Origin of the sequence: Microseira sp. BLCC-F43, assembly GCF_041929235.1 — a bacterium.
In the GTDB taxonomy this organism is placed as follows: Bacteria; Cyanobacteriota; Cyanobacteriia; order Cyanobacteriales; family Aerosakkonemataceae; genus Microseira.
Window position 1 is genome coordinate 15,271 of record NZ_JBHFNP010000209.1, and the last position, 12,676, is coordinate 27,946.

General features: G+C 45.2%; 14 protein-coding genes and 1 pseudogene. 11 read left to right on the plus strand and 4 right to left on the minus strand.

The window, feature by feature from the left end:
- Positions 1 to 143: 143 nt before the first annotated feature.
- The 3 genes from ACE1CM_RS28525 (at position 144) to nrtS (ending at position 2,665) form a co-directional block, all read left to right on the plus strand.
- Complete coding sequence (locus ACE1CM_RS28525; RefSeq protein ID WP_374882234.1) at positions 144 to 1,322, plus strand: D-alanine--D-alanine ligase family protein; 1,179 nt, start codon at positions 144 to 146, stop codon at positions 1,320 to 1,322.
- 336 nt (positions 1,323 to 1,658) lie between these two features.
- The gene (locus ACE1CM_RS28530) at positions 1,659 to 2,261 is read left to right on the plus strand and encodes an exonuclease domain-containing protein (RefSeq protein ID WP_374882235.1); all 603 of its coding nucleotides are present in this window, start codon (positions 1,659 to 1,661) and stop codon (positions 2,259 to 2,261) included.
- 167 nt (positions 2,262 to 2,428) lie between these two features.
- Entirely contained in the window at positions 2,429 to 2,665 is a 237-nt protein-coding gene (nrtS, locus tag ACE1CM_RS28535; RefSeq protein ID WP_374882236.1) for a nitrate/nitrite transporter NrtS, read from the plus strand.
- Here the strand turns inward: nrtS and ACE1CM_RS28540 are convergent.
- Genes ACE1CM_RS28540 through ACE1CM_RS28550 form a run of 3 tightly spaced genes read right to left on the minus strand, consistent with a single transcriptional unit; the run spans position 2,662 to position 5,502 of the window.
- Positions 2,662 to 3,342, minus strand: coding sequence for a response regulator transcription factor (locus ACE1CM_RS28540; protein WP_374882237.1), 681 nt, complete (start codon positions 3,340 to 3,342; stop codon positions 2,662 to 2,664). The two genes, nrtS and ACE1CM_RS28540, sit on opposite strands and share 4 nt — an antisense overlap.
- Positions 3,339 to 4,835, minus strand: a complete 1,497-nt coding sequence (locus ACE1CM_RS28545) for a sensor histidine kinase (protein ID WP_374882238.1) — start codon at positions 4,833 to 4,835, stop codon at positions 3,339 to 3,341. Before ACE1CM_RS28545 ends, ACE1CM_RS28540 begins: the two co-directional genes overlap by 4 nt.
- Positions 4,819 to 5,502 carry a cupin gene (locus ACE1CM_RS28550; protein WP_374882239.1) on the minus strand — a complete coding sequence of 228 codons (684 nt, stop codon included), beginning with the start codon at positions 5,500 to 5,502 and terminating at the stop codon, positions 4,819 to 4,821. The genes ACE1CM_RS28545 and ACE1CM_RS28550 overlap by 17 nt, the downstream gene beginning before the upstream one ends.
- 431 nt (positions 5,503 to 5,933) lie before the next feature.
- On the opposite strand from ACE1CM_RS28550, the gene ACE1CM_RS28555 reads away from it, so the two are divergent.
- The 5 genes from ACE1CM_RS28555 to ACE1CM_RS28575 all read left to right on the plus strand — a co-directional run bounded on the left by ACE1CM_RS28555 (position 5,934) and on the right by ACE1CM_RS28575 (position 9,607).
- The gene (locus tag ACE1CM_RS28555; RefSeq protein WP_374882240.1) at positions 5,934 to 6,455 is read left to right on the plus strand and encodes a TlpA family protein disulfide reductase; all 522 of its coding nucleotides are present in this window, start codon (positions 5,934 to 5,936) and stop codon (positions 6,453 to 6,455) included.
- Positions 6,456 to 6,701: 246 nt separating this feature from the next.
- Complete coding sequence (locus tag ACE1CM_RS28560) at positions 6,702 to 7,274, plus strand: TlpA family protein disulfide reductase (protein WP_374882241.1); 573 nt, start codon at positions 6,702 to 6,704, stop codon at positions 7,272 to 7,274.
- A gap of 135 nt (positions 7,275 to 7,409) precedes the next feature.
- Positions 7,410 to 8,261 (plus strand): cytochrome c biogenesis protein CcdA, encoded by an 852-nt coding sequence (locus tag ACE1CM_RS28565; RefSeq protein ID WP_374882242.1) that lies wholly within the window; start codon positions 7,410 to 7,412, stop codon positions 8,259 to 8,261.
- A gap of 4 nt (positions 8,262 to 8,265) precedes the next feature.
- Positions 8,266 to 9,231 (plus strand): thioredoxin-disulfide reductase, encoded by a 966-nt coding sequence (trxB, locus tag ACE1CM_RS28570; protein WP_374882243.1) that lies wholly within the window; start codon positions 8,266 to 8,268, stop codon positions 9,229 to 9,231.
- 34 nt (positions 9,232 to 9,265) lie between these two features.
- A complete protein-coding gene (locus ACE1CM_RS28575) occupies positions 9,266 to 9,607 on the plus strand; it encodes a thioredoxin family protein (protein ID WP_374882244.1) in 342 nt (113 codons plus the stop codon).
- Positions 9,608 to 9,739: 132 nt separating this feature from the next.
- Here ACE1CM_RS28575 and ACE1CM_RS28580 read toward each other — a convergent pair whose 3' ends face one another.
- Positions 9,740 to 10,015, minus strand: coding sequence for a zinc ribbon domain-containing protein (locus ACE1CM_RS28580; protein ID WP_374882245.1), 276 nt, complete (start codon positions 10,013 to 10,015; stop codon positions 9,740 to 9,742).
- 59 nt (positions 10,016 to 10,074) lie between these two features.
- On the opposite strand from ACE1CM_RS28580, the pseudogene ACE1CM_RS28585 reads away from it, so the two are divergent.
- The 3 genes and pseudogenes from ACE1CM_RS28585 to ACE1CM_RS28595 form a co-directional block, all read left to right on the plus strand.
- Positions 10,075 to 10,281, plus strand: a pseudogene (locus ACE1CM_RS28585) (transposase); the annotation flags it as partial.
- A 1,452-nt stretch (positions 10,282 to 11,733) separates the two neighbouring features.
- Positions 11,734 to 11,925, plus strand: coding sequence for a hypothetical protein (locus ACE1CM_RS28590; RefSeq protein ID WP_374882246.1), 192 nt, complete (start codon positions 11,734 to 11,736; stop codon positions 11,923 to 11,925).
- Between the two features lie 144 nt (positions 11,926 to 12,069).
- Positions 12,070 to 12,273, plus strand: coding sequence for a hypothetical protein (locus ACE1CM_RS28595; RefSeq protein WP_374882247.1), 204 nt, complete (start codon positions 12,070 to 12,072; stop codon positions 12,271 to 12,273).
- Positions 12,274 to 12,676 lie beyond the last annotated feature (403 nt).

Genomic DNA, 12,676 nt, shown 5'->3' on the forward strand with positions numbered 1-12,676 from the left:
GGCTAATGGCTAATGGCTAGACCGGGAAAAATGCTATATTAGCAATTAGCAATTAGCAATTAGCAATTAGGAATTAGCAATCGGCAACGCCCTTGTTTATAACTAGCAATTAAATAGACATATATGGGAAGAGGGAAAAGAGGATGAAAGAACAGATAAAAAATTTAGCAGTATTATTCGGCGGCAGATCGGTGGAACATGAAATATCCGTCATTACTGCACTGCAATTGATCAACGTTCTGGATGTGGAACGATATCGCCCCATTCCCGTCTACATCGCACAATCTGGCAGGTGGTATACGGGGGATGCGCTGTTAAATAAGGAGTTCTACAAAAAATTACCCGCTTCCCTCTCCCAAGTTCAAGAAGTGACGCTTTTACCTGTACCGCGGATTGGTGGATTAACAGTATTGCAGCCAAAAAAACACGGTGAAGTGATTCCGGTTGATATTTATTTTCTGGCATTTCACGGCACTTATGGGGAAGATGGGTGCATCCAAGGGTTGATGGAAATGGCAGATGTGGCTTATACCGGGTGCGGGGTGCTTTCTGCGGCGTTGGGAATGAATAAATATCAGTGTAAAAAGCATTTAGCGGCGCATGGAATACCCGTTTTACCTGCGACGGTGGTGCATCGAGATGAAGGGAGAAAGAGTTTAACAGCTGTGCGCGATCGCATATTATCCACCCCCGGTTTAGAACAGTTTCCCCTATTTATCAAACCCTGCAATCTAGGGTCGAGTATTGGGATTTCTGTCGCCAGCGATATCGCTGGTTTAAATGCAGCGTTGGTGAATACTTTCCGATACGATGCCCAGGCAATTGTAGAACCCTGCGTCAAAGATATTTTGGAAATCAATGTAGCGGTATTGGAGGATGAGGAACCCGTTGCATCGGTAGTAGAAATGCCCGTATCGACATCCGGAGTATTGACTTATGAAGACAAGTATTTGAGAGGCGAAGGCAATAAACAAGCAGGCGAATCTCAAGGGATGGCGAGTTTAACGCGGGTAATCGATCCAAAAGATTTGAACGTGGAATTAAAGCAGGCGGCGATTGAATATGCGCTGAAAGCATTTAAAGTTCTCGGTTGTTCAGGCGTGGCGCGAATTGATTTTATTATTGATTCGACTACAGCTCAAATTTATTTTAACGAGATTAATACGCTGCCTGGGTCTTTGTCGTTTTATTTGTGGGTGAAATCAGAACCGCCGTTACTTTATACAGAGTTGCTGAATCGGATTATAGAACGCGCTGAAATGCGTCAGCGGACAAAGGTAGCCTTGCGGAGAAATGAGGGATTGAGGGCGTTGTTTAAATAGTGCATGAGAAACCCGGTTTCTTAAAGGCTGTTTGTGAAGAAAATCTTCAATGTGTAGGGTGCGTTAGCCGAGAGTACGGCACCGTCTAAAGCCAGCGGTGCGTGACGGCGAAAAAGGATGAAAATTAAGGCTGTCAATCGAGTAGCGCCGTCACACACCCTACTTACTCGTTTCCCACCGAATATCTATTAACGAACCGCAGAGGCGCAGAGAACGCAGAGGCAAGACAAAAGAAGAAATACATAATTTTGGAGTGGGAAGCGAGTAATCTTTAGTTGACAAACAGCCTCTTAAAAAAATTGGGTTTCTAGAGCTAGAATCGAGCTAGCAGAAATTTTGTATTGGCAGCTTTTAGGGAACGAGAGATCAAAGGATGAATGTACCTTGGCTAAGAAACTAGATCAAATCCTTGTTATTGATATCGAAGCTACTTGCTGGGAGGGATCTCCGCCCCCTGGAGAAAAGAATGAAATTATAGAAATTGGCATCTGCACTTTAGATATTGCTGCGGGAGAAAGGCTAGAAAAAAGAAGTATTTTAGTTAAACCAGAACGTTCAAAAGTTAGTGAATTCTGCACTAAATTAACTACTTTAACTCAAGAACAAGTTGAGCAAGGAATTAGTTTTGCCGAAGCTTGTTCTATTCTTAAAGAAGAATACGGTTCTCAAGAGAGAGTTTGGGCAAGTTACGGCGATTACGATCGGCAGCAATTTGAAAGACAATGCCAATATCGCCCAAATATCTATCCGTTTGGAACTAGGCATATTAATGTTAAAACTTTGTTTGCGATAATTCATCTATTACCGCGTGAAGTTGGCATGGCAAAAGCTTTAGAATTACTCGATATGCCACTCGAAGGAACTCACCATCGCGGAGTAGATGATGCTTGGAATATTGCGGGTATTTTGTCAGAGTTAGTTTTAAAAAGAAGATGTTGATCGATGATAGATACCCGGCTTATTATAGAAGTCGGGGATTTGATTTCACTTTCTCTGGCAAAAGCGGAAAAGCAGCTAAGCATAATCTCGCTCTGGAATCGACCTAGCAGAAAAGTTCTAGAGGGCGGAACGTTTACAAATCGAGATTGTGCTATTCTTAAACAAGAATGACTAAATTTATCAAAGGGTTTTGTGGCAGTTTGTTCAATCCTAAGTTTGTACCCACTGGGTTGAGAGTCGCATTGTTTGTCGGTACAGTTCTCTTGATGATTAATCACGGAAATGCGTTGTTACAAGGGCAGATGAGCCGCGCTCGCTGGATCTCTGCGGCACTAACCTACTGTGTACCCTATCTGGTCAGTATCCACGGTCAATATGCCAGCGACTCGCGGAAAAGAAGCTAAGCATAATCTCGCAACACATATCCTACTCCGCGAACGGTATGCAATAGCCGTTTTGGATTGCTTGCTTCTAGCTTAATCCGTAAGGCACGAATGTAGACTTCAATGATGTTTGACTCGCCCATAAAATCGTAACCCCAGACTTGTTCTAGAATGCGATCGCGCGTAATCACTTGGCGGGGATGCCGAATTAGAAACTCTAACAAATCGAATTCTTTTGCGGTTAATTCAATCAGTTTAGTTCCCCGATAAACTTCGCGGGTGAGGCGATTCAAAGTCAAATCTTCAAACTCTAGAAAATCTGGATCTTCACGATGAGTGCGGCGCAAGCGGGCTTTCACTCTTGCTAGGAGTTCTTCTATACTAAAAGGCTTGGTGACATAATCATCAGCACCAGCATTTAACCCAGCGACGCGATCGGGTACTTCATCTTTTGCTGTCAACATAATTATGGGTACTTGAACGCCCGTTTTCCGCAGCCGCAAACACAAGTCTAATCCAGAAATGCCGGGAAGCATCCAGTCTAAAATTAACAGGTCTGGTTGTGCATCGCGAGTCATCGTTAATCCATCCATTCCATTGTAGGCAACGGTGACGCGATATCCTTCCAAACTGAGTTCTGATTCGATGAATTTTGACAGTTTGGGATCGTCTTCAACTAAGAGAATGCGTTCAGTCATAGGGGCGGTTTCCAAACAGGTAAAGTGATGGTAAAAATGCTTCCTTCGCCCGGTTTGGAACGGAGGGTTATTTTACCTTCCATTCCTTCGATCAGGCTTTTAGCGATCGCTAACCCCAATCCCGTACCATCTCTAGAACGAGTCATAGACTCATCTACCCGATAAAACCGCTCAAAAATGCGGTTTTGATGTTGAAGGGGAATGCCAATACCGCGATCGCGCACGTGAATCAAGGCATCCTTTTCGGTCTTTTCTAATACTAAATCAACCGATTGTTCCGGTGCAGAATACTTAATTGCATTATCTACCAAATTAATTAAAACTTGCTGTAAGCGGTCTTGGTCAGCACAAATGACAACATCCTCATCAGTTGTCAATACGTTAATTTTGCGATTGCTCACCTTTTCACTCATTGCCGCCACTTCTGCTATCAGAGTATTTAGCATAATTGGATTAAGTCGAAAGTGCAAGTTACCGCTATCTGCCCGCGCCAGATCGAGCAAATCTTGCAACATGCGAATTGTGCGTTCTGTTTCCGCTGTTGCTGTTTCTAAAGCTTGCTGTTGATAAGCACTTAAATTAGTTCCCCGTCGCAATAAACTTTGTAAATAACCCACCACAATTGTTAAGGGCGTGCGTAATTCGTGGGAAACATTGCCGACAAACTGGCGTTGTTGTTCCCAAGCAGCAGATAATCGAAATAACATTTGATTAAAAGCTTGAGCCAATCCCAAAATTTCATCTGGTGCGCGATGCAGTTGCAGTTTTGCCGCTTTCAAATTGCCAGCCAGATCGTCAGCAGAAATAGCACCGGCAACCTGGCTCATCTGTTCCAGGGGTTTTAGAGCTTTGCGAATTCTTGTAGAGATGGCAACAATTAATATGAAGATTGTCAGAATGCTAACTAGCAGCAATCGCCATAACCCAGCATTTAACTTTTGCAGATCTTCCGTAATATCTTGAGAGAGATACAGCTTACCTAAAGACTTGCCATTCAATACCAATGGACTGCCGCACAATACGATATCGCGATCGCCAAAGCGAACAATCTGCGGCTTTTGTGGCATTTCGGTGAGTGCAGACACATTGCGAATTTCAGGGGAAGAACTGTGCAGATTAGGAGACTGTGCCAGCAGCATCCCATCAGGGCTTTTAACCCACGCCATCAATCCCGGCGTCGAAACTTTATTGATAGTTCGTTCTAACCCAATTTCGATCGCACCCATCTCGCTGTAAAGCTGAATTTGATCGGGAAAACGCATCGCGATATATTCCAGCGTTTGTTTGTGGGCAGCAACCAGATTTTGCTCCATTTGCCAGCCAGCCCAAAACGCTACGCTACCAAGTCCCAGAATCGAGATTCCCACTAATTCCAGAGTTAGGCGAAACTGAAGCGAGGATGTAGAAATTCGCTTACCTGTGAAATAGTTGATAATAGATCGAATAGGGCGACTCAGTTTCATTGATTCATCAAGATTAAAAGTTTTTTGCATTGCCTTGAATAGGGTCAAACTCAAACCGCAGATCGTAGTTTGTTTCACCGTACAAATTCAAGCTAATTGTTGGTTGAACGCCGATTGCTTCTATATGGTGAATAGTATCGGGCATTAAGCACAGGATATCGCCAGGATTGAGCAAGCGATCGCCGACTGGTTCGATCCTATCTGGAAATTCAGCAGTCGGAGAACGCCGCCAAAAGGTGTTTTTTTCCGGCCCACTTAGCAAAGCCACCAGCCCCCAACTACCATGATTGTGAATAGGAGAAACTGCCCCCGGTGCCCAAGCAACCAACTGCACTGTTAAAGGAAAAAACGGTTCATCGTACAGCATCAAAACTTCCCAACCCGTCTCCGAGTTAGGTTCGAGGGGAGCGATTTGCAGCCAAGAGGAACTAATCAACAACTTGCGAACCAAGGGACAAATCGCCTGGAGTCGCAAGCGGTCATCGGCAATTCGATCTAATACATCTTCCAGAGCGGTTAAAAAGCGGTAAAGCCGATAGGGATGGGTCAAATCTCGATCGTAACTGGCAACCTCAAAAGCATTGCACTGCCCATCATTTGTCACGAACCAGTCTTGTCCTGTCATATCGTTGACCGTTGCATCTAAATGATTAAATTGGTTGTAGGGAACGGCAAAAAACCTTCTCGTTAGCGACAAAGCTTATTGATGCCGTGTCCCTACTGCGTCACACTCAAAGTCCCCCTTTTCAAGGGGGATTTAGGGGGATCTCCAACCAGTAACGTTCAAATTACGACTCAAAGTCCCCCTTTTCAAGGGGGATTTAGGGGGATCTCCATCAAACACCCTATAATCTTCACTGTACTAGAAAGCCCTGGCATCAAGATGATTTGTTTCTGATGCCAAGATGAATTTTTGCTGAAAAAACCGAATCATAAGCTTCCAGCCAGTTCTGAGGTTTTATCCAGTATCCATCTGGCATTCATCTGGCGCTCATATTTCTGGAATTTAATGCAAATAACCTCAAGCCAGAGAAACATGAAATTCTGTTCTACTGTTTTCTGACTTGAGATTTAAGCCGTACTTTACTGCTTTTTTGCAGGTACAGTCCTAGATTTTTGAGGGTGAATATGCCTAAACAATCAGCATTATGGCTCAGTTTGTGTCTGAGTAGCCTAGCAATCGCAGTCTCCCTTGTAGCTGCAACCTCGGTTACAACTGCCGCTACTCCCAAACAGGCGATCGCTCAAGTAAATCCCTGTGCTTCCAGCAATCCTTGTGCATCTAAGGTAGGGAATGTCGGCGCACCTCTGGCAGAACAACTGCAAGGAAAGCCGGTTGTAGTTGACATTTATGCCACTTGGTGTTCTGCTTGCAGAAATATTGCTCCCACCCTTTCCCAACTCAAACGGGAGTATAACGGCAGAGTTAACTTTATCGTTCTCGATGTTAGCGATAGAGCCAAAGCCAGCCAAGCAGAAACCAGAGCCAGAGAACTAGGACTCGGTGAGTTTTTCGCTCAGAACCGATCCCAAACAGGAATGATTGCCATCATCGATCCGGCAACGGGTAATATTCTGGCGCAGCATCGTAATAATGCCAACCGATCTGCTTATACATCCGTACTCAACTCTGCTCTAGCTAAAAAATAGTTGATACAGGACACAAAAAATCCAGAGGGCACGGCAAGCATAAAACCTTCGCTGGAATAGAATATTTCGCCCGCCGTGCCCCTACCCAGAAACCCATTTTCTCAGATCGTGCATCGGAATTGCGACCTATAGGAGCAATTACCAATTACCAATTACCCATTACCCATTACCCATTGTCTCTTCAGGGTTTGCACTCAAGTATTGCAGAACCAGCAAAAATTTACAGTTTCTTGAGGAATTAATGACATGAAGATTCAATATCTCTCTGTACTGGTAATTGTCTCGATCCTGAGTCTCGGAGCGGTTGCTAGTTGTTCAAACCCCGATGCGGCGACAACCAACACACCTAGTAATACCGGAACAGAAGTTAAGGCAAATCCCTGTGCATCTAAAGCCAATCCTTGCGCTTCAAAAGCAAATCCTTGTGCATCTAAAGTCAATCCTTGTGCATCTAAAGCTAAATCTGTAGGAGGTCCATTGGCTAAAGAACTTCAGGGTAAACCAGTCGTAGTAGATGTGTTTGCTAGCTGGTGTCCGGGCTGCCAGAATATTGCTCCTACGCTGTCGCAATTGAAACAGGAATACTCCGATAAAGTCAACTTTGTCGTTTTAGATGTAACAGATCAAGCCAAGCTCCAAGAAACAGCAGCCAACGCCAAAAAATTAGGTCTGGGGCAATTCCTGGAAACTACCAAGAGTCAAACTAGCACCGTGGCTATTGTTGACCCAGCTACTGGCAACATTTTAGCGATGTTCAAAAATAATCCCAATAAGGCTGACTACACCAAAATACTCGACGCTGCTCTGGCAAAAAATTAGTTTCATGGTGCGTTACGCGATCGCTAACGCACCCTACATATAGTCCCGATCGTTTACGGTTGCATCGGAATTACTGCGCGTAGGAGCAATTACCAATTACCAATTACCAATTACCAATTCATTAAGGAGAATTTCATGACACGAATACCTCAGTCATCAACTGAGAATACCGCTTCCCGACGTTCTAAAGCGTCAAAAAAATGGCTAATTTACGGTGGATTGGGATTGCTATCTCTGGTTCTGGTTCTAACCTTGGGTCCGGTAATCAGTCATCCCATTGAACGAGTCATTTCTATCGTCGAAAACAATTATCAGCAGTGGTTTGACCAACAGGACAAGGCAAATCCATTTGTATTGTTGCCTTTGGCATTTGTTGGCGGGTTAATTGCCAGCGTATCTCCTTGTATTTTGGCATTGTTGCCAGTCAACCTTAGTTACATCGGCACGCTGAAAATTAAATCTCGTTGGGATGCTTTTACCAAGGCTGGCTTGTTTGTCCTGGGGGCAGTGACGATTTTGAGTTTGTTTGGTTTAGTCTCATCCTTCGCTGGCGCGGTCATGGTGGACTACCGAGGCTATATCAACATCGTCGTGGGTTTGATTATGGCTGTGATGGGTTTGTGGTTGATGGGGGTGGTGAAGTTGCCCTTACCGCAAATGGATGTGAATCTACCCCAGGCTGGACCTTATGGAGTGGGGTTGACCTTTGCCTTGGTGAGTTCTCCTTGTGCCAGTCCGGTGTTGTTTGCGGTGCTGGCGGCAGCGGCGGCGACGGGTTCTCAAATTTTAGGCACGCTGACGATGGTTAGCTACGCCTTGGGGTATACCATCCTGATTTTTCTGGCGAGTTTGTTTACCGGACTGGCGAAACAAAGCAACCAGTTGTTGAAACATTCCGAGGGGATTATTCGCTTTGGCAGTCTGGCACTGATTCTGACTGGGGTGTACTACCTATTTACTGGCACTCGATGGTTTTTGGGAGGTTAGGTCGATGCTGGTAGAAAATTTGGTGATTATTGGCTCTGGTCCAGCGGGCTATACGGCTGCAATTTATGCCGCACGTGCCCAACTCAAACCTGTTGTTTTTGAAGGATTTGAAGCAGGGGGTATTCCGGGTGGTCAGTTAATGATTACAACAGATGTGGAAAACTTCCCCGGTTTTCCCGAAGGAATCACCGGACCTTCGTTAATGCGTCAGATGCGCCAACAGGCGTTGCGCTGGGGTGCCCAATTGATTACTGATGATGTGGTTAGGGTCGATTTTAAGCAGCGCCCGTTTGCGATCGCTTCTGCGGAACAAGAGATTCAAACCCACGCCGTCATCATCTGTACCGGCGCAACTGCCAAACGGCTGCATCTTCCCGGTGAGGAAACGTTTTGGAACAATGGTATTTCTGCCTGTGCAATCTGCGATGGGGCAAATCCATTGTTCCACGATGCCGAGGTTGCCGTAGTTGGCGGGGGTGACTCTGCTGCTGAAGAAGCTTTGTACCTGACGAAATATGCCCGCAAAGTTCACCTGCTGGTACGGCGCGATCGCCTGCGAGCATCCAAAACCATGCAGGATCGACTTTTCAACCACGATCGAATTCAAATTCACTGGAACTGCTTACCCCTCAGCGTCCACGGAGATGAGGTGTTGCGCTGGATTCTGATTCAGGATGCGATCGCGGGAGCTGTTTCTGAGTTGCCAGTGAATGGCTTGTTTTATGCGATCGGACACACCCCAAATACCCAACTATTTCAAGATCAACTGAACCTGGATCGGTCTGGTTACATTCAAACTGAAGCCAAGAGTACCGCCACAAATATTCCAGGGGTTTGGGCAGCTGGAGATGTGCAAGACTCTCATTACAGACAAGCGATTACAGCAGCTGGAACCGGCTGTATGGCAGCACTAGAAGCCGAGCGCTGGTTGGCAGAGCAACAGCCCCTGGCAATTCCTAACGCAGCATAAACCATAATTTATCAACCAACTAGGAGACAGAAAAATGTCAGACTCCACAAACGAGATCTTTTGTGCTGCTTACCAAGGACACGCTCTTAAACAATTGATCCATGATTCTGAAACCCCCATCCTGGTTAAATTCGTCGCACCCCACTGCCCCTCTTGCGAAACCCTGACGCCAGTATTAGAGCAGTTGGTGACTGACCATATTGGAAAGATTCATCTGGTAACAATCGATATGACAGAAGACCCGGATCTGGCGATTGAATTGGGTGTGCGGAGTGCGCCTACCGTTGTTTTGTTTAAAGGGGCAATAGTCGTGGAACGTATCGCCGGTTTGAAACCTAAAAAGCTGTATTCAGAAGCAATCCAGAAAGCTCTCTAGCTTAACAGAAAAAACCCGGTTTCTTTGTAGAAACCGGGTTTCTAGCTAGAGTAGATGATGCTGGGAATTTTTGTCTGAGTTACTTTTGACATCCTCCCCACCCTATAGAGGGATGGGGATTCCTCAGAATCACTACTTAGGCTTCCTGGTTGCTCCCTTACGGGCTTTCGGCACTTGCCTAGCCGTTTCCGACCCCGGTAGTACGCCTGCACAGGCAGTTTCCGTTCCCCGATTGTCCACGGGTACTAGATTGAGTCCACGCAACAATACCATCTCAGCAGCGGCATGATCTCGATGAGTCTGATAACCACATTCAGGACAATGATGCTCCCTCTCTCCGAGGGGCTTACGCACCGTTGCGCCGCAATGTGGACAGGTTTGGGACGTGCCATTCGGATTGACGCGCATGAAGAATACGCCTCGTTTCCAGCACACCCATTCCAACAAACTCAGGAATGCACTCCTCGACGCATCAAGCCCAAAAAAGGGAGTTTAGGAACTATATAAGCGGATTATTAGGGGAAAGTGAAGGAAAAAACTTGTCTCAAATCGCTTCTAACGCTGTGGGAATGACTTACCACCGATTACATCATTTTTTGACGGAAGCGCCCTGGTCAGTCCCAGGGGTAAATCAGCGCCGCCTGAAGGTGATGAATCAATGTAGCCAAACCCGATTTGGGCTTGATATTTGTTTAAGTCCCGCTATCAGCCCCAAAACCTTAATGATTCGGCCTTTTTCTATCGGAATGCTAGCAGCTGCCATCAGCATCAGCGGTCAACTTGATGCTTCCATCATCTACTGCCAGCAAGTCCAAAATCAAGCCTGCACCCGTCAACGCACCGTCCCGAATGGTGGACTATCAACAACGCCGCTGGCACAGTTACTACCCAACAGAGGGAAGCCGTCCGTAAACTAGTCTGGATTTTCCTCGCCGCCGGAGGCTTTGGCTTCGCCATGCATCCAGCACGGCAACTAGAATCTCCAGAACCACTAGCCCAGAAAGCCAGAGTCATTTGGGGCAGTGCGTGGCTACCACCAGAACCATGTTTTGCTGCAAGAGTTGCCCTTACCTTTTTGACTGATTGATTATCTTTACTTATATTATTTTTATCAAAAATTTAGCAAAATGATGTATAAAACAAGACATGTTTTTGTACAACAATCAGATAGTTTCTCTTTTTACTTGACTTGGAACGAATGATTAATCAAGTACGGAGTTAAGGTTTTGACATTCATGTTTCCAGGTGCCAGATATGAGGTATACTAAAATTTATGAATTGCATTCATGAATTTTTCCTGCTAATCTTAAACTCAACATGATGGAAGTGCAGTTTCATGGGTGAAATAGCTCACCTGTACGTCCCTTGTTTCCTATCGCTGCTAGAGTTTCTTGTTCGATATCTTTGGGAGTAAGTAAGGCTGTGCCACATCCCGCGCTCGCCAATCAGCTGAAAGTGCTATATAAAGCATCAAAGCTTCGATTCATAACCTTCTAATCAGAGGAGGAGGAAAGGTTGTTAGGCAATCCATGACGTTGCCTAATAACTGGTAAATGACTGCAAAAGTTTGTAACACGTCTTGGAGAATGTTTGAGAAGTAAGAAAGCTTCTTTTATAGAGCTTTGCGACTGAGTGAGGTACACCTGGAATTTGAAACTGGGTGAGAGCAACATCCTGCATATTGAGTCGTACCTCATCCGAAGGAAAACCGCTAGAATTTTACGAATCTTTGCGTTCGTCAGTGGAATGAAGTTTAGCCATCAATAATCGCTTTTAGGTATGGTTAACAAACCCTGCGGAATTCCCCATCTGCCTGTGCGGTGGGGATGGATAGCAGGGGAAAAATTAGGGATTCTTAGCCCCTAATTTTTCCCCTATACCTGAGTGACCTATTCTGAATAGATATTTTATATGTTTAAGAAAAAAAAATCATGAAATAAGCAGGCGCTAACGTAAAATTTTGTAAAATATTTGCTAAGGCAAAGAGACCATGTTAGAGTATTCCAGTGATTGATTGAGTTAGGCAAAAAAGTAAAGGAGGTGAGCAACACATGGTAATAAAAAGGCAGACATTTGGAATGTAACCGAACAAGCAGCAAATAAGCTGTTAGAGGCACGTAGAAACAATGCGTGTATTTATAATGCTTGTGTTCCTCATCGTCGGTATTAGTTTCGCTCGGACAAAAAAAACCGTTAGTGATTTTGAACAGCAGAAGTGTTTACCTGCATTCAAAAAAGAATGGATTGAGTTCGATAAGATGCATTCACAAGCAATGCAAGCCACAGTCAAGCGCGTTGATTTAGCCTATGGAGGATGATTTCAAGGATTAAGAAAGAAACCTAAGTTTAAGTCGATTAGCGACTACTGCGGGTGGAATTATCCAGCTACATATGGCTGGATAATAAACAGCAAAGGCAGGCATGGAAGCGTTACCTTAAACGATCTGGGCATCACCATTAGGATGCGCGGTGAAGCAAAACAATGGGGCGTTACTACTACCTTGACTATTGTTTACAGGCGGGGTAGAAACCAGTGGTGTGCATCGTTGACGATTGAAGTTCCTACGCCGGAAACTAAATTCGGTTCCGGGTCGGAGCTGAAGCTAGAATCAATAGTAGCTTTTGATTTAGGAAAGGAGACGGCATTAACCCTATACGATGGTTGATGCAACCTACAAAACAAATAAAACCATGACAGCGCTGCCCTAATTGTGGAACAATTCACAAAGATTGGGCAGAGCGATCAAACCGCGATCGTGTTTGTGATGAATGCAGATTTGAAACCCCTCGTGACAGAGGCTGTGCAATGCTTTTATATAATGTTGCAACTCTCTTCGCAACCGGGGCATTGAACTAACCTCGTAGACTACGGATGTCTTAGCTCTACCAATTCGACAAGTAAGCGCAAGCATACTGGCAAGGGTGCGGCAACTGGGGCAAAATCCAAGGTTGCCGGGGAATCAGAAACCCCGTCAATTGAGGTGGGGTAGTTCATCAGCAATTTGTGGCTGAATTGTTATTAGGGCAGGACTCTAGCACGCAGGTCCAAAAACAAAGGTGTTGCGTCAA